Consider the following 22,044-nt stretch of genomic DNA (forward strand, 5'->3'; position numbering starts at 1 on the left):
GGCGGCAGGGTAATGGTGAATCCGCGTTATAACCCGTTACAATAATGGCTGATTCTGTCGTGGTTTTGAGCTGGATTCGAACAAGAGGGTATCCGGACGGTGAATAACAGGCTCCTGCTTTCATGGCTTTTGGCGTTAAATGCGCTGGCACTGGGTGGTTGTGCCTCGGCACCGGAGCCGGATCATTCGTCACGGTATACCTTGTCTCAGGATCGCGCGCCGTCCGGTAACTTTGACGCATCGGGGCTGGCGGATGCCCGGCCGGTTTACGAACAACCGAGGCGGGCGGGCAATAAATCGCCTTACACGGTGTGGGGAAAGCAATACCACGTACTCGACAGTAACGACGGGTATGTGGTCCGGGGTACGGCGAGCTGGTACGGTGAAAAGTTCCACGGTCACAAGACCTCCAACGGTGAGGTCTTTGACATGTACACCATGACGGCCGCGCACAAATCGCTGCGCATACCCAGTTATGCCCGGGTAACGAACCTGGATAACGGTCGCTCGGTCATTGTCAGAGTGAATGATCGCGGGCCCTTTCACAGCGATCGCGTGATTGACTTGTCTTACGCTGCGGCCAAGAAACTTGGCTACCAGGCCCGGGGAACGGCCCGGGTTGAAGTGGCTGCCATCACGGTTCGACCGGACGGCGCCATGTTTGTTGCCGGCAAGCCCTTCGTTCCGGGCGCACCGGTGCCGTCGCTGGAAAGCCCGGTGGTCGCTGGCGGGCAGGTAGGCTCTGGCAACCCGGCGTTATTTGTGCAGCTCGGCTCTTTCAGTAGCCGGGATCCGGCGGAGCGGCTGCTTGGCGAGGCCCGGGCCATTCTGCAGAATCCGATGCGGGTGCGTTCCATTGATACCGGTGCCGGACGCTTTCACCGGGTTCAGGTTGGCCCCTTCAGCGATGAGGACAGTGCCCGACGCATACAGAATATGCTGGAAGCCCGGGGATTTTCCCAGACCATCTTGCTGACCGATCACCACTGATACCGAATTTAATCACATACACCTGACGACGAACGAAAGAAGACTCATGGCCCTGAAACTATTGCTTCGCTCATTCTCCGTGATCCTCATTCTGCTTATGGCGGCTAACGCATCGGCGCAGGCTGTGCTGATTCCGTCGCCACCGCAGATTGCCGGCAGCTCCTACGTACTCATGGACCCGAAAAGTGGTCAGATCATCATGGAAGAAAACAGCCATGAGCGGCTGCCGCCGGCGAGCCTGACCAAGATGATGACGGCCTACATCGTTGAGCGTGAGCTGGACGAAGGGCGCATCAGTATGACCGACATGGTGCCCATCAGTGTGCGCGCCTGGAAAACCGAAGGGTCCCGCACCTTTGTCCGCGAGGGCACCAGTGTTCCCGTGGAAACCCTGCTGAAGGGGGTGATTATCCAGTCGGGTAACGATGCGTCGGTGGCGCTGGCCGAGTTCGTCGCCGGAAGCGAGGGAGCGTTTGTCGACATCATGAATCAGCAGGCTCAACTGCTTGGCATGAAAGACACCAGCTTCGCCAATGCCACTGGTTTGCCTGCGGATGATCATTATTCCACCGCTTTCGACCTGGCACTGCTGGCCAAAGCGATCATCAACGACTATCCCGAAAACTATCCGCTATATGCGGAGAAGCAGTTCACCTACAACAACATCCGTCAGCCCAACCGCAACAGCCTGCTGTGGCGTGATGACAGTGTGGATGGCCTGAAAACCGGTCACACCGAAGAAGCGGGGTACTGCCTGGTAGCGTCGGCCAAACGCAATGACACCCGGTTTATCGCTGTGGTGATGGGAACCAGCAGTGCGGAGTCGCGTGCCCAGGAAGTGCAGAAGATGCTCAACTTCGGCTTCCGCTACTACGAAAGCGAACGCCTGTTCGGCAGCGGCCAGGAGTTGATGGAGGCTCAAGTCTGGGGTGGCAAGTCTGATCAGCTGTCCGTTGGTCTGAACGAAGACGTGTTTGTCACCATCCCCCGGGGCTCCCGTGGCAGCCTGGAATCCGTCGTTGACTTGGATTCTGTGATCAAGGCCCCAATTAAAGCCGGTGACGAGCTTGGGCGCGTTCGGGTATCCCTGGAGGATGAGGTGCTGGTCGACCAGCCGGTGCTGGCGCTCACCGATATCCCGGAAGGTGGCTTTTTCAAACGTATCTGGGATGCGATCAAGCTCTTCTTTTACCAGCTATTTCAATAAGGGTGGCCTGCGTCCCCCGGGGAGTATCACGGCATGAGTGAGCCGAAAGCACCGAAAATCGAATTTCCCTGTGACTATGTCATCAAAGTGATCGGGGATGCCGCACCGGATTTCACCGACTTTGTGGTACAGGTGGTGGAACGGCACGCGCCGGGTATTGATGACAGCCGCATTTCGGTAAACGAGAGCAGCAAGGGCCGGTTTTCCTCCGTCCAGCTGAAAATCGTCGCCACCGGAGAACCCCAGCTCAAGGCCCTGTTTGAAGAACTAAAGGCCAGCGGTCGAGTCCATATGGTGCTCTGACAGGTTGCCGCGCCACGGGCGCAAGCCTGCTTTAGAGGGCCAGAGGCAGGTTGTGTCTGGCCGGTTTTTTGCAATTCATCGCAGGGGTTGTCCCGAGCACCTACTTCCACGGTTGGGCTCGTCGTTGTCCCAGGCGAGAGCATGTTTCTTGAGGGCTGGTTGCGCCATCACGATATGAAGGACCTGATCGTTCGTTCACTGGGGCAGCAGCCCTATCTGGAAACCTGGGAAGCCATGAAGTCGTTCACGGCAGAACGCGATGATGCCGTTGTGGACGAACTCTGGTGCCTGGAACATCCGCCTGTCTACACGCAGGGGCAGGCAGGGAAGGCAGAGCACATCCTTGCCCCGGGCGATATTCCGGTGGTTCAGGTTGATCGCGGTGGTCAGGTCACCTACCACGGCCCGGGGCAGCTGGTGATCTATCTGATGATCAATCTGAACCGGCGCAAACTGGGTGTCCGCGCCTTGGTGGACGAAATCGAGCAGGCCATTGTGCGCACGCTGGCCGACCTGGATATCGCCGCCGCGCCCAGGCCTGATGCACCCGGGGTTTACACCGGTGACGCCAAAATTGCGTCGCTGGGCCTGAGGGTCCGGCGGGGTTGCTCGTTCCATGGGCTGGCGCTGAATATCGACATGGATATGGAACCCTTTGCTCGCATCAATCCTTGCGGCTACGCCGGGATGGCCATGAGTCAGGTCCGGGACTTTGTCCCCAGTGTCTCTCTGGCGGACGTGGAGAAGCGCCTGGTTTCCCATCTGTGCCTGGGTCTTGGTGCGACTGAGGTTGTGTATCAGCAAGGCTGGTAGGGCTCAGGCCGGCGCTTCCGCTTCGTGGACGCAGACCCGGTTTCTGCCCAGGGATTTTGCCTGGTACAAGGCCTGATCCGCTCGCTGCAGGAGTCCATCAATGCCCTCGGATGGATGAATGCTGGCCACACCGATACTGATGGTTGCGGTCACTGTCGCGCCCTCTGCGTCGATGGACGCGGCTGCAATCTCCTTTCGGATCCGCTCAGCCATATTCAGGGCTTCACCAGTTTCGGTTTCCGGTAACACCACCAGATATTCCTCGCCGCCCCAGCGAGCCAGAGTGTCGATTTTCCGGCACTGGTCACGAAGCGTCTGGGCGACCAGCACAATCAGCTGATCTCCGATGTGGTGGCCATGGGTGTCGTTTACCGATTTGAACAGGTCGATGTCCATCAGCAGAATGGCGAAGGTGCGCGCGTTGCGGCGGTAACGGGCAAACTCCTGTTCGAGCTGTGTCATGGCTTCCCGCCGGTTGGCGAGTCCGGTCAGGGTGTCGTGCTTGGCCGCGTATTCAAAGTCGGAGGCCAGTCGAATCAGTTCCTGGCGGGCGCGGCGACGGCTCTGGTCCAGAATAAAACAGGTGAACATCTCAAATCCGAGCGCCGCAATCATCATCAGCCGAAAACTCGTATCATAGGGCGGTGCAAACAGGGCGTCACCGATCGGGCTGAACAGCAGCGCCACCCCGATCAAACCCCCGGCGCAGGCGATGATGCCGGTTCTGGCGTCGTGGATGTAGAACACCACAGGTGGATAAGCAAAGAGCCAGAGAATGGCAGCGCCATTCTCGACGCCCTGCACCGCCAGATAGATGAACAGCGCGGTGATCAGTGCGAGGAAACCCCGACGTAGCAGCTTGACGCTGTCCAGCGTCCAGTAAAGCAGGCTGTTGAAGGCCAGCAGAACGGCAATCGTAATCAGCAGGGGCGAGGTGAACCATTCGCTTTGAAAACCCGGTCGCAAAGCAAAGAAAATCAGCAGCGGGATGGCGGCTGCCGTCAGCCAGTTGATCAGGGTGGGTACGGGAATTTCGCCCTGCACCGGGCGGTCGCCGGCGCTGGCCATTGTCTTGGCGTCTCTGGTCATTAGGTGTCTTGTTGTTTTTGTCATGGGCTGGTAACTGCCGGTTAGCTCGGCACTGATCCTCAAGGCTGGGCCAGAACCGGTATGCACGCGTACACTCTAACCGATGTATAGGTCTAAAGAATCAGGCTTTCGAATTCATTGGCCCGACGGTCGAATTTCGGCTGGCGGCGCGGTTAGGTTACTCCGCGCCACTCTTCGTATAATGGTCCAAGCCGAATGCAACGGCAAAATTCTTGGAACCGGATAGGTCGCTCATGTCATCCAGACGCTCAGGAAAATCGGTCTCCCGCATCAAAACTGGCAGCTTCGAGCGCAGGTTGAGCCTGACACGCGCGGGGCTTTTCGCCGGCACCCGCATGGCCTCTCACATGGCCACCAACTGGATAGGCAGCAAGGAAAAGCGGGATGCAAAGCATCGTGCGATGCTATCCAACCAGGCTCGTTTTCTGGTGCATGAGCTTGGTCAGTTGAAGGGGAGTGTGGTGAAAATCGGCCAGGTGATGGCGCTCTACGGTGAGCACTTCCTGCCGGAAGAGGTGACTGAGGCCCTGCACACACTGGAAGACCAGACCACCTCGCTGGAATGGCCCGCGATCGAAAAAGTGCTTGCCGATGAATTGGGCAGCGAGCGCCTGGCCGAGCTGGACGTCGATCCGGAGCCCATTGGGGCGGCGTCACTGGGGCAGGTGCATCGGGCTGTGCGTCGGAGCGACGGCCTGGAGCTGGTTCTGAAGGTCCAGTATCCGGGGGTGGCGGACGCCGTGGACAGCGATCTGAATGCCGTTGCCCAGTTGCTGAAGGTCGCCAGGCTGGTCAGTATCGGTCCGGAGTTCAATGACTGGCTGGAAGAAGTGCGCGAGATGATGCATCGCGAGGTGGACTATGGACTGGAAGCCAGAACAACCGAGAAGTTCCGTCAGATGCTGGTTTCCGATCCACGCTTCATCGTTCCCCGTGTTCTGCCGGAGTTCTCGACCGCCCACATCATCGCGTCCACCTACGAGCATGGTCATTCGCTCAACTCGCAACCCGTGAAGGACCTGCCTCTGGCGCGGCGAAGTGAGCTGGGTAAGGCCGCATTGGAGCTGTTTTTCCGGGAACTTTTTGTCTGGGGTGAGATTCAGACCGACCCTAACTTTGGTAATTACCGTATTCGCATAGCGGGCGAAGAGGGGGAAGATCCCGGTTACGACCGTATCGTCCTGCTGGATTTTGGTGCCGTGCAATCCTACACCGATGAATTCCTCGATCCTGTGCGACAGATGATTCGGGCGTCCTACGAGAACGATCTGGAGGCCGTGATTGACGGCGGTGTAAAGCTCCGGTTCATGAGCCGCGACTGGCCGCACGAGGTACTGGAAACCTTTGGTGCCGTTTGTATGTCCGTGCTTGAGCCGCTGGCGCCGGACCACCGCGAATGGCCGGACTACGCGACCAATGCCGATGGCGAGTACCGCTGGAAGCAGAGCGATCTGCCATCTCGGGTCGCTCGCAGGGCCGCCCGATCGGCCATCAGCCGTTACTTTCGGGTTCCCCCGAAGGAGTTTGTGTTCCTCAATCGGAAGTTGATCGGCGTATACACCTTCATTGCCGTGCTGCAGTCGGAATTCAATGGTGAACACCTGTTGCGCAAATATCTGTATCAGGACCCGGCCGACGATGCCTCGGCCACCAGCCAGAGCACGAAGGCATAGCGCAAGCCTTTCCCAATGCCCACCAGAATAATGAAATTCAGCCAGGGCACCCGCATAATGCCGCCCACCAGCGTCAGTGCGTCCCCGCCCAGCGGCAGCCAGCCCAGTAGCAGGGACCATTGACCGTAGCGATTGAAGCGCTCCCGCGCTCGCGTTAACTGCTGCTCGGTGACGGGAAACCAGCGTTTTTCTTTAAAGCGATCCACCTGTCGGCCGATAACCCCGTTAACGACGGAACCCAGGGTATTGCCCAGTGTGGCCCAGAACCAGAGCCACCAATACGACAGCCCCTGACTGACCAGTGTGCCCAGCAGTATTTCCGAGTACGCCGGCAGCAGTGTGGCGGCGGCAAAGGCGGTCAGAAAGAGTGTGAAATACGCCAATAGGGTCTCCTTGCAGGCAAGTTCTAAATTTCCTCACGAAAGTTATCGCATACGATGAAACAGCTCTCCCTCCAATTCAAACTTTATGCCTTTGTGATCGCGTTGCTCCTGACGCTGGGTATCAGCATTGTTGTTACCGCGCAGGTCTCACTGGGCAACATGGAAGATCGGCTGACCAACCAGGCCACGACCACGGTCAAAGGCGCCGTGATGGAACAGCTCGAAGCCACGGCGGGCATGTATGGCGAGCTGGTCAGCGGCCAGTTCGACACCGCTTTCCGGACGCCGGAAGTCGTGCGCAGTATCATCACCCGCAACATTCAGGCGGAAAGTTATTCCCGGATCAGCCGCCCGGATATGCAGGAAACCATCGGCGCGATGCTGGAAGAGCAGCAGAGTCTGAGCGCGATCTACGCGCATTTCGAACCGGACGCCTACGATGGCCAGGACCGCTACTTTACCGATGGTGTGGAAGATCACAGCAGTGACGAGGGCACCCTGGAAATTCGTTACGACCGTGACGCCAGTGGTCAGACGCGGTTTGTGAGAATGGCGGATCCGGCGGCGAAATACCTCGACAGTCGTAATGAATTCGGGGTGCGTGACAGCGAGTGGTACCTGTGTGCCAGCGAGTCAGCCCGGCCCTGCATTCTGGAGCCCTATCGATCCGAGGACAGCAGTGGCAGGCAGAGGCTGATGACCAGCCTGGTGGTGCCGATCATGAATGGCGACCAGCTTGCCGGCGTGACAGGGACAGACATCAGCCTGTCCACTCTGCAGGAAACCATTGGCACGGTGAGCCAGAAACTGTTTGACGGCCAGTCCCGGGTAACGCTGCTGAGCCAGGAGGGCCTGATTGCGGTATCGAGCCATTATCAGGATCAGCTCGGGCGGCCGTTAAAGGAAGCAGTGCCAGAACTTGCCGAGGAGTTCCGGAGTTTGCACCAGGGCGCGGGCACCTTCGATGACGGAGAGACGCTGGTGGTGTCCTACCCCGTGGACATCGAGGTAGCTGGTGCCCAGTGGTCACTGCTGATCGAATTGCCCCGGGAAGCGGCGCTGGCCAGCGTGAGTGATATTTCCGGCCTGATGTCGGAGGAGGTGGCTGCCACCGCTACCGGGCAGACGATTGTTGGGGTAGTGGTTGTTGCGCTCGCGCTGCTGGCGCTGGTTTTCCTGGTGCGTTCCGTGGTTCGGCCGCTGAATGAGATCCGTGACCGGATGCAGAACCTGGCCAGTGCCGAAGGCGACCTGACTCGTGAGCTGACCATCGACACCCACGCCGAGCTGATTGACCTGGCGCGTGGGTTCAACACCTTCCTGGGCCGGCTCAGGGAGATGATCGGTGACCTCAAAGCGGTGAACGGCCAGGTTCGTGCCCAGGCCCGCGATGTAGGGGCGATTGCCCTCGACACCGATGAGCAGACGTCGCGGCAACACCAGGATATCGACAGTGTGGTCACTGCCATGAATGAAATGGCGGCGGCCGCGGGCGAAGTGGCGGGGTTCGCCACCGATGCTGCTGACAACGCTCGCATGGCCCAGGATGGCATCACCTTCACTCAGGGGGTGCTGCAGGCCGCGGTTCAAGAGGTGAATGCGGTGTCCACGGATATGGGGCAGGCCAGCACGGCGATTAGCCACGTGGCCAGCCGCAGCGAAGAGATCAACCGCATTCTGGACGTTATTCGCAGTATCGCCGAACAGACCAACCTGCTGGCCCTGAATGCAGCCATCGAGGCGGCACGTGCCGGCGAGCAGGGCCGGGGCTTTGCGGTGGTGGCCGATGAGGTTCGCACCCTGGCCTCGCGTACCCGGGAGTCCACCGATGAAATCAGCCAGATGATTGATGGCCTGAAGGAAGACGTCGACGGCGCGGTATCGGTCATCGAACATGGCGTGGGCCGGGCTTCGACCGCGGTGGAGGGTACCCAGGAAGCGGCGCATTCTCTGGCCTCCGTGGTTGAACGGATTGGAACCATCGTGGAACATGTGACCCATGTGGCGACGGCAGCGGAAGAACAGAGTTCCGTCAGTGAGGAGATCAACCGAAACCTGACCCAGATTGGTGATGCGGCCAGTGATCTGCGTGATCTCGCCACCCGAGTTAAGAGCAGTGGTGCTTCTCTGGACGAGCAGGTTCAAGTGCTGGATGAAGAGTTGGGGCGTTTGAAAACCTGAGATAGTCGCTGAGCACAGTGCCAGCATCCGCGGCCCATCGCTCTGCCCTATGGTTGTAATTTAAAGCCTCAATTTTCTGATTCCGCGGCGTCATGCGATCATTCACCTCAAATTTTCGGTCAGCACCGCGGTTGTCGTCGTGCAGGAGGTCCAATGGAACCAGTAATCATTTATGGCCGCGCCAGCTGCGGCTTCTGCCTCCGGGCGAAAGCGCTCTGCGAGGCCAAGGGCTTACCCTATACCTGGGTCGATATGGTGGAAGAGAGGCTGAGTAAGCAGGACATCGCTGCAAAAATCGGTCGTCCCGTTCACACGGTGCCACAGATTCTCGTGGGTGATCGCTACATCGGCGGTTGCGACGACTTTTTCGCATTCGTGCGTGGGCGCGAGGCCGAACTGGCGAGCTGATTGCCAGAGGGCGGGGGCGGGATTGCCCTGCGCCAGGTCAGAGAACGTGCGTTCGTTGATGAAGACCTCCCCTCGGGGAGGTTTTTTTATTATGGGAGAACTTCCCGGGGTGTGGGCGTCCTTTGCGTCATTGGACAGCACCTCAGCTCTGACCGGCAGCCAGCTTGAGGACGATTGCATGTCAACCGACCAAACGCCAAGCCAACCTCCTCATCAGCAACGCGACTCGGATACCCGGCTAACGATTGGGGCCTGGTTGACGAGTCCGAAAGGGAGCTGAGACGAAAACTCGATGTGAGCTCCGAAGGCTCTCTGGAGCATTTGGAAAAAGAAAAGTTTAGCTTCCGCAAACGGATACAGGCCAATGAACTGGAGGATCTCCAGCGCGATGAAGGTTCGATCCAGCAGGAAGAAAAGAAACTGGCGGGCTGAGCTTCTGGCTGGGCATCGGGATCAGCATCGTTGTGGTCATTTCGCGATCGTACTGCTCTTTATGGCAATGTCGCTGCAGACGCGGCTTTCCACCCGGATCAAGAACCAACGGTTGTAGCGATTCACCCCTGGCTGCAGCGTTGTCGCAAAAAAATGCCCCGGATCTGGGCGATCGCGGGGCCATTTGTCTAAGCACCAGGTTCACTCTTGTCAGGTGAACTGGAAGCTCGGTCTGGTCAGACCTCGAAACCGGCTTTCAGCTTCTTGTCCACCAGCTGGTTTTTCAGCTTTGCCACCCGGGGCAGGCCGTTATCGAACGGTGGGAAGCTTTCACCGGCGATCAGCGGAGCAAGGTATTCGCGGCAGTCCTGGGTAATGCCGAAGCCGTCATCCGTGATGTAGTGGATGGGCATCTTTTTCTCCTGGTTCGCCACTTCGCTCAGCGGCGCCTCGCCAATCTTCCACTGGTATGCACCACCTTGCGTGCGGACGATCGTTGGCATGACCGCCTGCTTGCCACTGATGGCCATTTCCACCGCAGCTTCGCCAACGGCATAGGCCTGCTTCACGTCGGTACCGGACGCGATATGGCGCGCGCTGCGCTGCAGGTAGTCGGCCACGGCCCAGTGGTACTTGTGGCCCAGAGCCTGTTTGACCATGTTGGCCAGTGCCGGAGCGACCCCGCCCAGCTGGGTATGACCAAACGCATCTTTGGCGCCCGCGTCGGCAAGGAAACGGCCGTCTTCGTACTGGGCACCTTCGGAAGCCACGATCACGCAGTAGCCATATTCCTTGACGCAGTGATCCACGCGCGCCAGGAACGCCTCCCGGTCGAAGGGAATTTCCGGGAACAGGATGATATGCGGTGGCTCGCCTTCACCCTGACCGGCCAGGCCACCGGAGGCGGCAATCCATCCGGCATGGCGGCCCATCACTTCCAGAATGAATACTTTGGTGGAAGTTTCGCACATGGACTTGATGTCGAGGCTGGCTTCCAGGGTGGACGTGGCGATGTACTTGGCAACGGAACCAAAGCCGGGGCAGCAGTCGGTGAACGGCAGGTCGTTGTCGACGGTTTTGGGAATGCCAATGCAGGTAATCGGGTAGCCCATCTTGTCGGCAAGCTGGGACACTTTGTAGGCGGTGTCCTGGGAATCGCCACCGCCGTTGTAGAAGAAGTAGCCGATGTCGTGAGCCCGGAACACCTCGATCAGCCGCTCGTACTCGCGACGGTTTTCGGAGATGTTCTTGAGCTTGTACCGGCAGGAGCCGAAGGCGCCGCCTGGGGTATGGATCAGCGCGCGGATTGCGTCGTCGCTTTCCAGGCTGGTATCAATCAGCTCTTCTTTCAGGGCACCCAGAATGCCATTGCGACCGGCGAACACCTTGCCAATCTTGTCCGGATGTTTGCGGGCGGTCTCGATAACGCCACAGGCACTGGCGTTGATAACGGCGGTAACACCGCCAGACTGAGCGTAGAATGCATTCTTGATGGCCATCTTGGGCTGAAGCCTCCTGCTGGTTCGATAATCGCGCAGATGATACGCCAAAAGGCGCGAATTTTCATGAGCAGGATTGCGGATAGCGCGGCTCTTGACGGGGTTGGGCGGATACGGGAGGCTTGTCGGACTTTACAGCTAAGGAACTATTCAGGCATGCATATTCACATTCTGGGCATCTGCGGCACCTTCATGGGCAGTTTGGCTGTCCTGGCCCGGGAGCTTGGCCACACCGTCACTGGCTCAGACCAAGGTGTCTACCCGCCGATGAGCACACAGCTTGAGGCTCAGGGCATCGAACTGATGGAAGGCTACAGCGCTGACCATCTGGATCCGACGCCGGACCTGGTGCTGATCGGCAATGCCATGTCCCGTGGCAACGCTGAAGTTGAAGCGGTACTGAACCAGAATATTGATTACATGTCCGGCCCCGAATGGCTTGCCCGCGAGGTTCTGCGCCACCGCTGGGTGCTGGCCGTGGCAGGGACTCATGGCAAGACGACCACCACGTCCATGTTGTTGTGGATACTGGAGCAGGCCGGTTTTGAGCCTGGCTATCTTGTTGGTGGCGTGCCAAACGATTTTCCGGTGTCAGCCCGTCTGGGTAACAGCGATTTCTTTGTCATTGAAGCGGATGAGTACGACAGCGCTTTTTTCGACAAACGCTCGAAATTTATTCATTACCGCCCGCACACCCTGATTCTGAACAACCTGGAATTCGACCACGCTGACATTTTCGACAACGTGGAGGCCATTGAGCGACAATTCCACCACCTGGTCCGCACCGTGCCTTCCAGAGGACTGATTGTCCGCCCGGCGCTGGATGAGCACCTGGATAAGGCACTGGCCATGGGGTGCTGGAGCCCGGTCCAGGATACCGCGATTGGCAGCGAAATCCCCCGGGCCTCGGACTGGCGCGCCGAACTGCTATCGGAAGACGGCAGCCGATTCATGGTGATTCACCATGAACAGCCAGTGGCAACGGTAAGCTGGCCACAAACCGGGCTGCACAACGTGCGTAATGCCCTGGCTGCCATAGCTGCCGCCCGACATGTGGGGGTTACGCCGGATCATGCGGTGGCCGCACTCTGTCGATTCTCCGGGGTGAAACGGCGAATGGAACTCCTGGCGGACGTGGAAGGCGTGCGTGTCTACGATGATTTCGCCCATCATCCCACCGCCATTGCGACCACGCTCGAGGGGTTGCGTGCGCAGGTCGGGGACGAGCCCATCGTGGCGTTGATCGAGCCCCGTTCCAACACCATGAAACAGGGTGTCCATGAGCAAACCCTGCTGCCCAGCGCAGAGTCGGCGGATCAGGTGCTCTGGGCCAACCTGAATGGCATGGACTGGCTGGATTCTCTGGTAACCGACTGGCAGCCAGATGGACCGGCCTCCGATCAGCACCGCGTCGAAACGACGGTTGAGGGGCTGATTGACAAAGCGCTGGCGAATCTTCCGGGGCCTTGCCACATCGTGATCATGAGCAATGGCGGTTTTGGCGGAATTCACGGCAAACTGGTGGACGAGCTGAAGCGTCGGCTGGGCTGAGCGTGCAGGCGCGGGGGGGGGAACAGGATGTCTGAACAGGGGCGAACCATTAATCTGGCCATTACCGGGGCTTCCGGCGCGCAATATGGGCTGCGGCTTCTGGAATGTCTGGTCGCGGCCGGGTGCAGCATCAACGTCATGGTCAGCCGGGCGGCGCAAGTGGTGATTGCCACCGAAACCGACCTGAAACTCCCGGGGACCCCGCCGGCCATGCAGGCTGTGCTCAGTGAATGGGCTGGCGCGGAATCGGGGCAGGTGCTGGTGTTCGGGCGCGAAGACTGGTTTGCCCCGCCGGCCTCCGGTTCGGGTGAGAAGGCGCCGCTGATTGTCTGTCCGTGCAGTACGGGCACGCTGTCTGCCCTGGCCACCGGAGCCAGCAACAACCTTATCGAACGGGCCGGCGACGTCGCGCTCAAGGAACGTCGTCAGCTGATACTGGTGCCCCGGGAAGCGCCATACTCGGAAGTGCATCTGGAGAACATGCTCAAGTTGACAAGAATGGGTGCGGTGATCGTTCCTGCCAGTCCCGGCTTCTATCACAAACCGGAATCAATCCAGGATCTCGTAGATTTCGTGGTTGCCCGTTTGCTGGATCATCTTGAGATTCCCCAAACCCTTATGCCTCGCTGGGGTGAAGCCCGGTCGCAGAAGAAACGCGAAACCTGACCTGCGGGCAGGGGCGATGCTTTTGGTCAGCCCGATTGATGGTTTTCATCATTGAGCCATGACCCACCTCGGCAGAGACTTGGTGCTATACCAACATAACACTGGCCAAGTACCGAGGTTCCTTCATGATTCCACGCACTCTCTTCGATGCCGATCTGGAAAGTTTCCGGGATTCCGTACGAAAGTTCCTGGAGCAGGAAGCCGCCCCCTACCACGAGCAATGGGAGAAAGATGGCCAGGTAAGCCGTGAGCTCTGGCGCAAAGCCGGTGAGCTTGGCTTCCTATGTCCGACGATTCCCGAAGAGTATGGCGGTGTCGGTGCCGATTTTCGGTACAGTGCCGTCGTCATGGAGGAGATCTCACGGGCCGGTTTGTCCGGCATTGGCTGGGGGCTGCATTCCGACATTGTGGCGCCCTACATCCTGAACCACGGGACGGATGATCAGAAGAAGCACTACCTGCCCAAGCTTGTTTCCGGCGAGATGATTACCGCGATTGCAATGACAGAGCCAGGAGCCGGGTCGGATCTGCAGGGCATTAAAACTACCGCGGTAAAGCAGGGCGACGAATACATCCTGAACGGTTCCAAGACCTTTATCACCAATGGCCAGCTGGCCGATCTCGTCATCGTGGTTGCCAAGACAGATCCGCGGGAGGGGGCCAAGGGTATCAGCCTGCTGCTGGTTGAGTCCGAGTGGGATGGGTTCGAAAAAGGACAGAACCTGAACAAGGTGGGGATGAAGGCGCAGGATACGTCCGAGCTGTTCTTCCAGGATGTCAGTGTGCCGCTGACCCACCTGCTGGGACCGATGGAAGGGCAAGGCTTTTTCCAGCTCATGCAGGAACTTCCGGCCGAACGTCTGCAGGTAGCAATTGCCGCCGTAGCGGCCGCCGAGGCAGCATGGCAATGGACGCTGGATTACGTCAAAGAGCGAAAAGCATTCGACAAGCCGGTTATCGCTTTCCAGAACACACGCTTCAAGCTGGCGGAATTAAAGGCTGAGATCACCGCGGCCCGGGTTTTTACCGACCGCTGCCTTGAGCTTCATCTGGAAAAAAAGCTGGATATCCCGACCGCGGCCATGCTCAAGCAACACACCACGGACCTGCAGTGCAAGGTCATGGATGAATGTGTCCAGCTCCACGGTGGCTATGGCTACATGTGGGAATACCCCATTGCCCGGGCCTGGGCCGATTCCCGGGTGCAGCGTATCTACGCCGGTACCAACGAAATCATGAAGGAGATCGTTGCTCGTTCTTTCTAGGTGCCATGAGCCCCGGCTCTCCGGGGCTCCGGTAACGATTCCGATACTTAAGTTTACAATTTGCCAAGCCAGTCAAGGTCTCCGGCAGTCACTTCCCCTAAAGTAGCGGCACAACCTCTAAAAAGGATAAATGGTTGCCGCAATGACTCGCATTCCAGTTCTCTCCGTTCCCGTATTTGTCCTCGCTCTCGCTGGTTGTGGTGAAGAGTCCGCTCAGTCGCCCCTGGATGGTCGTGACTTCGATGGCGTGGCGTACTCAGAGCCGGCACCCTATTCAGGCAAGGTGATGGACGGTTACCTGAAAAACGCTCGGGTATGGCTGGATATGGATGGTGACAGTCAGTACACGCCCGGCCCGATGACCGTAACGCTGGATAACGGTAACCAGGTGGTTCTGGAGTCCGGCGAGCCCACGGCCATGAGTGGGCCGGGCGGCGAATTTTCTCTCGACATCGCTGAGTTACAGGTGCCTACCGAAGTGGGGCCCGACCTGAATCCGAGCAACTACCCGCTGTTTGCGCTGACTCTGCCGGGTAAAACCCTCGAAGAAACTTACAGCGGGGATGTGCCGGTGGAGAGCGCCTATCTCTTGTCTGCGGCACCGGGTATTCGTGTTATTTCGCCACTGAGTATGCTGTCCCGTTTCCGTAGCATGCTGTTCTTGACCAGTGGCACAAACAGCGATTTGCCCCAGGGGCTGGCGAGCCTGAACCTGGTTCGTGACTACATTCAGGCGCAGGATGAGCAGGCGCACGCCTATGCTCGTGCGTTCGTCAGGTTTCTCACCAGCCAGTTCCCGGAAACCTACAACGGGGTTCTGGCGCAGGCCAACGCGGACGGGACCGAGCGCTTGTTGAGCCAGGAAGCCGCGCATCTGCTAGGGGTCTCTCTGGTCAAGCACGCGAGTACCATCGTTAAAATGGTTGATGAGGCCGCAGCCTACGGCAATTACGCCAGTGTCGATGCCAAGCTCCTGAGCTTGCCTGAGGTTCCGATCAATCTGAATGACCCGGTACTGGTGACCAGTCAGCGCATTTATGCGCATCCCGGAAATCAGAGTAATTTGCCGGTCTCCGGCACGCGTGTGGATGAGTCAGCCGGGCTGCAGTTTTTTTACAGCGAGGACGGGCGGGTCCGGTCAGTTGATGTGAACGGATGTATTTTCCCCTCGATGGCCGAGTTGGCGCGGATAGTTCGGCACGGTGGTTACATGGCGAATCTGGGCACCCAGTGGCTGCCCTCGGTTTCTCTGGCGTTCAATGAGAGTCTTTTGCAGTTCACGAACGATCGGGACGTAGACGAGCGCCTGGTGTTTGACTGGGACAATCAGACCATCCTGTTCGACAGCGCAACAACCTGCCATCAGGAACTGGGCATTGAGGCGGGCTCAGAGCTCGGTGGCGCTGCGGAGGTCACTTACACCTGGGATGTTATCGATGGCGTTGTGAATCTGACCGCCCGCATGCGCGGGGCAAACGATTCGGTGATCACTCGGCAGTATTCTTCAGACCCGACGTGGTCTAACGGTACCATTTCAGGGTTTTCGCTGACTGAAAATGCAGTGGAGCAAGTATCGCTGGCATTGTCCGGCGATATGTCGGCATGCTCTGGGGTGTCAGGTCTCGATCCAGTGGTGGGGCAGCTGGTCAGTGCGACTCAGGGATACAGCGTCTCCGGGTATGAGCCGCAGCCCGCCAACTTCGAAAATCTGACCCTGGAGTTCGATGTGCGGTCCGACGGCGACGATCAGCTTCATCGTCTGTTGCGTTTCGGATTTCTCAATGACGATATGGCGGGCTTTTCCAATGTGATTGCGGACGCCGGTTTTGAATGGCAGATGTTTTACGCAACGGTCGGTAGTGCTGAATTTGTTCCCGGCCAGCCGAACCTGATTGCGGTTGCTGATCTGTTGCGCTTCGGCGGCAGCAAGGGCTGTGGTGAAGCGATTGAGAGGGCGGGTGGCGGGCTGTTCGCGTCCGTCAGGTACAGCTATCAGAGTTTGTCAGATCATCTGATCGGATTGATTCGGTAGATGACAGCATTGCTGTTGGTGAACGACGGCCCGACAACGAACGGAAATCAGCAACCTGGATAGGGTCTGAATTCAAAGGGGGATCGGTTTGAAAACGTGCCATTTCTTGAGGAAAGAAATGGTGCCGAGGAGAGGACTTGAACCTCCACGGGGTTGCCCCCACTAGCACCTGAAGCTAGCGTGTCTACCAATTTCACCACCTCGGCAGGTGATTTGCAGAGCCGCTCGGTTACTTAGAACGTCGCTTTTCTGCCGCTGTTGAGGAGTGCCCCTCAACCGATGGCGCGTACTTTAATGATTCACTCAAAACCTGTCAAACATTTTTTTCGGAAAAGTTTGGGCAATTCCCTCCTGCAGTAAAACGGCGCGTTGCCTTGTTGGGCAGGAGTGCCTCAGCAGCGTTATACTTCACGCCAAACGACACACTTGTGCCGATATTTAACAAGGATTCGAATGGTCTCCAGGAAAAAGTCCCCCCGGGATCCTCACGCAAATCGTGAGGCTCAGAAGTACGACAACCCCATTCAAAGTCGTGAGTTCATTCTCGCTCATCTTAAGGAGCGAGGGGCACCAGCGACACACGAAACCTTGTGTGCCGAACTGGGTCAGGCCTCGGCTGATGGTATTGAGGCGTTGCGCCGGCGTCTGATCGCGATGTGCCGGGATGGACAGTTGATTTGTAACCGACGTGGCGCCTACCTTCCGATCGACGAAGCCGATTTGGTGACGGGTAAGGTCATCGGCCATAAAGACGGGTTTGGTTTTCTGTCTCCGGACGATGGCGGAAGTGATCTCTTTCTTACCGCTCGTCAGATGCGGCAGGTGTTCCATGGTGATCGGGTGGCTGCTCGGGTGGATCGCGTGGACGATCGCGGTCGTCGTGAGGGCGTTATCGTGGAGGTGCTGGAGTACCGTACCCAGCAAACGGTCGGTCGCTTCTTTAAGGAAAGCGGAATCAATTTTGTCGTTCCGGAAAACAGCCGGATCAACCACGAGGTGCTGGTGCCCGATGAACATGCGGGTGAGGCCATGCATGGCCAGTATGTGGTGGTAGAGATTCTGCGCCAGCCCACGATACGTCGCCAGCCCACCGGCCGCGTTGTTGAAGTCCTGGGCGAACACATGGCGCCGGGGATGGAGATTGACGTCGCCATCCGTTCTTACGACATTCCCCATGCCTGGTCGCAGGCGCTGGGCGAGCAAGCGGCGGCGATCCCCGATGAAGTCGAGGAGAAAGACAAAGCCAATCGGGTCGATATCCGGAATTTGCCCCTGGTCACTATCGATGCCGAGACCGCCCGCGACTTCGACGACGCCATATACTGCGAGGCCCGCCCACGGGGTGGCTACCGCCTGGTTGTCGCTATTGCGGACGTTTCCCATTACGTCCGTCCTGGCACACCGCTGGATGAAGAGGCCGTGCGGCGAGGTAATTCGGTGTACTTCCCGGATTACGTTGTGCCGATGTTGCCTGAGAAATTGTCAAACGGGCTCTGCTCGCTGAACCCGGATGTTGATCGCCTTTGCATGGTGGCGGATATGACCATCAGCGCGGCCGGAAATATCAGCGGGTATACCTTCTATCAGGCTGTTATGCGCAGTCACGCCCGTCTGACCTACACGAAGGTCAGCGACATGCTCGAGCGGCCGGATTCCGAGCCCGGTTATCGGCTGGCGGCCCAGTATTCGGAACTCCTGCCCCATTTACACAATCTGTATGCGCTCTATAAATTGCTGCGTCAGGCCCGGACGGAGCGCGGCGCCATTGATTTCGAGACAACCGAAACTCAGGTTGTGTTCAATGCCGAGCGAAAGATTGAAGAGATTGTACCGGTCCACCGGAACGACGCGCACAAGATCGTCGAAGAGTGCATGCTGTGCGCCAACGTGGCAACCGCCCGTTTTCTTAAAAAGCACAAGATGCCAGCGCTTTTCCGCGTGCATGACGGGCCGTCCGAGGAGCGCCTGATTGCGTTACGCCTTTTCCTTGGCGAGCTCGGGTTGTTTCTGAGTGGTGGTGACAAGCCGACGTCAGCGGACTATCAGGCGTTGCTGGCGCAGGTGGCTGACCGGCCCGATGCGAACGTGATTCAGACCGTGATGCTCCGTTCGCTCAGTCAGGCCGTTTACAGCCCAAATGAAGGCGGACACTTCGGGCTTGGCTTTGCCAGTTACACCCACTTTACGTCGCCGATCCGGCGTTATCCGGATCTCATTGTCCATCGGGCCATCAAATCACGGATTCATAGTCCGGATGTCACCAAAGATGTGGTCTCGCCGCCGGTTCAGGACTCTGATCTGGCTGAGTATCCCTACGACCACAGTCAGATGGAGCAATTGGGCGAGCACACCTCAATGACCGAGCGCCGGGCCGATGATGCGACCCGGGACGTGATGGCCTGGTTGAAGTGCGAGTTTCTCAAGGATCATGTTGGCGAGGAATACCAGGGTGTCATCGCTGCGGTGGTGCCCTTCGGGTTCTTTGTGGAACTGGCGGATGTCTACATCGAAGGGCTGGTTCATGTTTCCACCCTGAGCGGGGATTATTTTCACCACGATGCCGCGAAACATCGGTTGATTGGTGAGCGCACGGCGGTGAGTTTCCGGCTTGGAGATGAGGTCCGGGTAAAAGTGGTGCGCGTTGATCTTGAGGACCGGAAAATCGATCTGGAACTTGTCAGCCAGCCGCGCCGCCGCCGCGGAGACCTGGAGGCGCTTGAAATGTCCCGCCGGGAGTCTGGAAAAAAGGCACGGTCCGGAGAAAAGGGCCCCGCCAAGAAGGGTGGGCGCCGTAAAAAATCCAAGGGCAAGGCCGCACCCTCGCGCACCGAAGGACAGAAGCCGAAATCGGGCAGTGCCCGAGAGAAGCTGGTGGCTGAGGCGGCCCAGGAAGCCCAGAAAAAACAGAAGGGTGGGCGGGGGAAATCCTCAGATGGATTGCGTCGACCCCGTAAAACTTCCCGATAACAGGAAACGCAAATCGTGGCGACAGAGTATGTATTTGGCTGGCACGCGGTGGAGGCCGTATTGAAGCGCGAGCCGGAGCGGCTGCAACGGGTCTGGATCCAGACTGGCCGGCAGGACAAACGAGTGGGGCAGATCACCGAGGCATTGGATGGTCTGGGCGTCGCCTGGACAGTCGTGCATCGGCGCGAACTCGATGAGCGCGTATCCGGCGTCCATCAGGGTATCGTCGCGGCGGTGAGTGAAAGTCGTGAGTGGACCGAAGATGACCTGCTGGCCATGCTGCAGTCTGCCGATAAGCCGCCTTTTCTGCTGGTGCTGGATGGGGTAACCGATCCGCATAACCTCGGCGCCTGTCTGCGTACCGCAGACGCGGCGGGTGTTCAGGCAGTAGTCGTGCCGAAAGACAAGTCAGCTTCCCTGACGCCGGTGGCGCGCAAGGTGGCTTGCGGGGCGGCGGAGACCGTACCGTTTGTAAGAGTGACCAATCTGGCACGGTTTCTGCGGACGATCAAAGATGAGGGCGTCTGGCTGATCGGGACCGCCGGTGAAGCGCAGGCCACTCTCTACCAGGCCGACTTCAAGGGCGCCGTGGCGCTCGTTATGGGTGCCGAAGGGAAGGGCATGCGGCGCCTGACCCGGGAGCACTGTGATCAGCTCATCCATATCCCCATGTCGGGCCATGTGGACAGTCTGAACGTGTCGGTCGCGACCGGCGTCTGCCTGTACGAGGCGCTGCGTCAGCGCCTTGGTTAATGCTTGCACATCTGAATCTGGGCGCCTAGAATACGTCACCCCTTTTTCTGGGGGTGGCATGTTTTTGTCTGAATAACAGGCGTTCCATGTCCAGTCTTCATCCAGGCTCTTGTGATAAAGGCTTGTTCTGAAGACGAAAACTGAAACCGACAGCTTCGGCTGTTTCCTCCTTGCTTTCATGTTTGGCTCTGTGGAATTGACCCGGTGCCGAAAAGGAAGCTGTTAAAACCGTAGGGAGAACTCATGCGTCACTACGAAATCGTATTTATGGTGCACCCGGATCAGAGCGAGCAGGTGCCCGCGATGATCGAGCGTTACACCAGCATCATCAGTGAAGATGGTGGTCAGGTTCATCGCCTGGAAGATTGGGGCCGTCGTCACCTGGCTTACCCGATCAACAAGATTCACAAGGCTCATTACGTGCTGATGAACATCGAATGTTCAAAAGCCGCTATGGACGAGCTGACTCACAACTTCCGGTTCAACGATGCCATCATTCGCGATCTGATTCTGCGTCGCGATGAGGCAGTAACCGATCTGTCTCCGATGAAAGCCGCCGAGTCTCGCGAAGACCGTCGTGGTGGCGGAGATGATCGTCCACGTCGCTCAGCCGAAGGCGAAGAAAGCCGCAAGGCCGAGACCCAGGACGAAGAAGAGTAATTAACCGGAGTTGAGGAGTTACTGTTATGGCTCGTTTTTTCAGACGTCGTAAGTTCTGCCGCTTCACGGCAGAAGGTGTTAAAGAGATCGATTACAAGGATCTGGACACCCTGAAAGGCTACATCACTGAAACCGGCAAAATCGTGCCCAGCCGCATCACCGGCACCAAAGCACGTTATCAGCGTCAGCTGGCTACCGCTATCAAGCGTGCCCGCTACCTGGCACTGCTGCCGTACTCGGACAGCCACGATCACTAAGAACAGATAAACAGGACTTGGGACCATGCGTGCACTGGCACAGTATGTAATGCGCGGTCCCCTGCAGGCCGGCGGGGTAGCAGCGGTCACGACTGCACTGCCTTTGCTGTTCTGGATTGGCGCTGCGGTTGTCGGCCTGGTGATTCTCAGGCTCGGCATCAGTCAGGGGTTCAATATTGGCCTCTGGGCATTGCTTCCGGCGCTCGGCTGGAGCTGGTTCGGGCAGGACCCGACCGCTCTGGCAGTACTGCTGCAGGTGATGCTGATGGCGTCAGTGCTCAGAACAACGCTGTCCTGGGAAAGGGCCCTGCTGGCAGGGAGCTTTCTGGCGGTTGTCACGGGTCTGATCTTGCCCGTGGTATACCCCGGGTTGCTGGACGAATTGGTCCGCGCCGGGGTGAGCTTTTACGAAGACTACAATGCCCAGGTAGCCCAGACCCTCGGGGAAAACCTCGAGCAAGTGGTTCGGGATACCATGAACGCCAGTATGGCAGGCACCTACCTGGCAACGGGTATCGCCATGACAATGCTGGCCAGAGCCTGGCAGGCGGGGTTGTATAACCCCGGCGGATTCCGCAAGGAATTTCATGCTCTGCGGCTGTCACCCTCTGTTGCAGTGGTGTGTGCAGTGCTGATGGTGGTAGGCCCGATGTTGGGGCTGAACGCCATGTTGCTGGTTTGGGTGGCGGGAACTCCGTTGTTCGTTGCCGGCGTGGCATTGGTTCATGGTGTTGTAGGGCGTAAAGAGCTGAGTGCCCAGTGGCTGGTGATGTTTTATATTGCACTGGTACTGTTGGGTCCAAGCCTGATGATTCTGTTGGTGTTTTTGGCTTTTGTGGATAGCTGGCTGGATTTCCGGGGGCGTATAAAGCCTGCCGGGCCGGCTGAATAAAG

20 protein-coding genes and 1 tRNA gene are annotated in these 22,044 nt (G+C 58.4%); 17 read left to right on the forward strand and 4 right to left on the reverse strand.

What is annotated here, in order from left to right; all coding sequences use genetic code 11:
- The first annotated feature begins 99 nt into the window (after window positions 1-99).
- The 4 genes from LPB19_RS07445 (at window position 100) to lipB (ending at window position 3,313) form a co-directional block, all read left to right on the forward strand.
- Entirely contained in the window at window positions 100-990 is an 891-nt protein-coding gene (locus tag LPB19_RS07445) for a septal ring lytic transglycosylase RlpA family protein (protein WP_206645430.1), read from the forward strand.
- 46 nt (window positions 991-1,036) lie between these two features.
- Window positions 1,037-2,197, forward strand: coding sequence for a D-alanyl-D-alanine carboxypeptidase family protein (locus LPB19_RS07450; RefSeq protein WP_206645431.1), 1,161 nt, complete (start codon window positions 1,037-1,039; stop codon window positions 2,195-2,197).
- A 33-nt stretch (window positions 2,198-2,230) separates the two neighbouring features.
- On the forward strand, window positions 2,231-2,500 hold the full coding sequence (locus LPB19_RS07455; RefSeq protein ID WP_206645432.1) for an HP0495 family protein: 270 nt from the start codon (window positions 2,231-2,233) through the stop codon (window positions 2,498-2,500).
- Window positions 2,501-2,674: 174 nt separating this feature from the next.
- Entirely contained in the window at window positions 2,675-3,313 is a 639-nt protein-coding gene (gene lipB, locus LPB19_RS07460) for a lipoyl(octanoyl) transferase LipB (RefSeq protein WP_206645731.1), read from the forward strand.
- A 3-nt stretch (window positions 3,314-3,316) separates the two neighbouring features.
- Here the strand turns inward: lipB and LPB19_RS07465 are convergent, their stop codons facing one another.
- Window positions 3,317-4,402 (reverse strand): GGDEF domain-containing protein, encoded by a 1,086-nt coding sequence (locus tag LPB19_RS07465; RefSeq protein ID WP_206645433.1) that lies wholly within the window; start codon window positions 4,400-4,402, stop codon window positions 3,317-3,319.
- 254 nt (window positions 4,403-4,656) lie between these two features.
- Here LPB19_RS07465 and LPB19_RS07470 point away from each other — a divergent pair, with 254 nt between their 5' ends.
- Complete coding sequence (locus LPB19_RS07470; RefSeq protein ID WP_206645434.1) at window positions 4,657-6,096, forward strand: ABC1 kinase family protein; 1,440 nt, start codon at window positions 4,657-4,659, stop codon at window positions 6,094-6,096.
- Here LPB19_RS07470 and LPB19_RS07475 read toward each other — a convergent pair.
- The gene (locus LPB19_RS07475) at window positions 6,045-6,479 is read right to left on the reverse strand and encodes a YqaA family protein (protein ID WP_206645435.1); all 435 of its coding nucleotides are present in this window, start codon (window positions 6,477-6,479) and stop codon (window positions 6,045-6,047) included. The genes LPB19_RS07470 and LPB19_RS07475 overlap by 52 nt on opposite strands.
- A gap of 54 nt (window positions 6,480-6,533) precedes the next feature.
- Between LPB19_RS07475 and LPB19_RS07480 the strand changes: the two genes are divergently transcribed.
- The 3 genes from LPB19_RS07480 to LPB19_RS07490 all read left to right on the forward strand — a co-directional run bounded on the left by LPB19_RS07480 (window position 6,534) and on the right by LPB19_RS07490 (window position 9,500).
- Window positions 6,534-8,660, forward strand: a complete 2,127-nt coding sequence (locus LPB19_RS07480; protein ID WP_206645436.1) for a methyl-accepting chemotaxis protein — start codon at window positions 6,534-6,536, stop codon at window positions 8,658-8,660.
- A 153-nt stretch (window positions 8,661-8,813) separates the two neighbouring features.
- Entirely contained in the window at window positions 8,814-9,068 is a 255-nt protein-coding gene (locus LPB19_RS07485; RefSeq protein ID WP_206645437.1) for a GrxA family glutaredoxin, read from the forward strand.
- A gap of 294 nt (window positions 9,069-9,362) precedes the next feature.
- Window positions 9,363-9,500: a hypothetical protein gene (locus tag LPB19_RS07490; protein WP_206645438.1), complete on the forward strand. Its 138-nt coding sequence runs from the start codon at window positions 9,363-9,365 to the stop codon at window positions 9,498-9,500.
- 236 nt (window positions 9,501-9,736) lie between these two features.
- On the opposite strand, the gene LPB19_RS07495 is transcribed toward LPB19_RS07490, so the two are convergent.
- Window positions 9,737-10,999 carry a 6-phosphofructokinase gene (locus tag LPB19_RS07495; protein WP_206645439.1) on the reverse strand — a complete coding sequence of 421 codons (1,263 nt, stop codon included), beginning with the start codon at window positions 10,997-10,999 and terminating at the stop codon, window positions 9,737-9,739.
- A gap of 156 nt (window positions 11,000-11,155) precedes the next feature.
- Between LPB19_RS07495 and mpl the strand changes: the two genes are divergently transcribed.
- The 4 genes from mpl to LPB19_RS07515 all read left to right on the forward strand — a co-directional run bounded on the left by mpl (window position 11,156) and on the right by LPB19_RS07515 (window position 16,513).
- Window positions 11,156-12,550, forward strand: coding sequence for a UDP-N-acetylmuramate:L-alanyl-gamma-D-glutamyl-meso-diaminopimelate ligase (mpl, locus tag LPB19_RS07500; RefSeq protein ID WP_206645440.1), 1,395 nt, complete (start codon window positions 11,156-11,158; stop codon window positions 12,548-12,550).
- Between the two features lie 27 nt (window positions 12,551-12,577).
- Window positions 12,578-13,216, forward strand: a complete 639-nt coding sequence (locus LPB19_RS07505; RefSeq protein ID WP_206645441.1) for a flavin prenyltransferase UbiX — start codon at window positions 12,578-12,580, stop codon at window positions 13,214-13,216.
- 125 nt (window positions 13,217-13,341) lie between these two features.
- Window positions 13,342-14,481 (forward strand): acyl-CoA dehydrogenase family protein, encoded by a 1,140-nt coding sequence (locus LPB19_RS07510; protein WP_206645442.1) that lies wholly within the window; start codon window positions 13,342-13,344, stop codon window positions 14,479-14,481.
- A gap of 142 nt (window positions 14,482-14,623) precedes the next feature.
- Entirely contained in the window at window positions 14,624-16,513 is a 1,890-nt protein-coding gene (locus LPB19_RS07515) for a hypothetical protein (protein ID WP_206645443.1), read from the forward strand.
- A 119-nt stretch (window positions 16,514-16,632) separates the two neighbouring features.
- Here LPB19_RS07515 and LPB19_RS07520 read toward each other — a convergent pair.
- Window positions 16,633-16,719: transfer RNA gene (locus tag LPB19_RS07520), tRNA-Leu, on the reverse strand.
- Window positions 16,720-16,966: 247 nt separating this feature from the next.
- On the opposite strand from LPB19_RS07520, the gene rnr reads away from it, so the two are divergent.
- From rnr to LPB19_RS07545, 5 genes are all read left to right on the forward strand, one after another.
- Window positions 16,967-19,480 carry a ribonuclease R gene (rnr, locus tag LPB19_RS07525; protein ID WP_206645444.1) on the forward strand — a complete coding sequence of 838 codons (2,514 nt, stop codon included), beginning with the start codon at window positions 16,967-16,969 and terminating at the stop codon, window positions 19,478-19,480.
- A 15-nt stretch (window positions 19,481-19,495) separates the two neighbouring features.
- Window positions 19,496-20,233, forward strand: a complete 738-nt coding sequence (gene rlmB / locus LPB19_RS07530) for a 23S rRNA (guanosine(2251)-2'-O)-methyltransferase RlmB (RefSeq protein ID WP_206645445.1) — start codon at window positions 19,496-19,498, stop codon at window positions 20,231-20,233.
- Between the two features lie 243 nt (window positions 20,234-20,476).
- Window positions 20,477-20,893, forward strand: a complete 417-nt coding sequence (rpsF, locus tag LPB19_RS07535; protein WP_206645446.1) for a 30S ribosomal protein S6 — start codon at window positions 20,477-20,479, stop codon at window positions 20,891-20,893.
- Between the two features lie 26 nt (window positions 20,894-20,919).
- Entirely contained in the window at window positions 20,920-21,150 is a 231-nt protein-coding gene (gene rpsR, locus LPB19_RS07540; RefSeq protein WP_206645447.1) for a 30S ribosomal protein S18, read from the forward strand.
- Window positions 21,151-21,175: 25 nt separating this feature from the next.
- A complete protein-coding gene (locus LPB19_RS07545; protein ID WP_206645448.1) occupies window positions 21,176-22,042 on the forward strand; it encodes a YybS family protein in 867 nt (288 codons plus the stop codon).
- Window positions 22,043-22,044: the final 2 nt, after the last annotated feature.

This window comes from Marinobacter salinisoli, assembly GCF_017301335.1.
Taxonomy (GTDB): domain Bacteria; phylum Pseudomonadota; class Gammaproteobacteria; order Pseudomonadales; family Oleiphilaceae; genus Marinobacter; species Marinobacter salinisoli.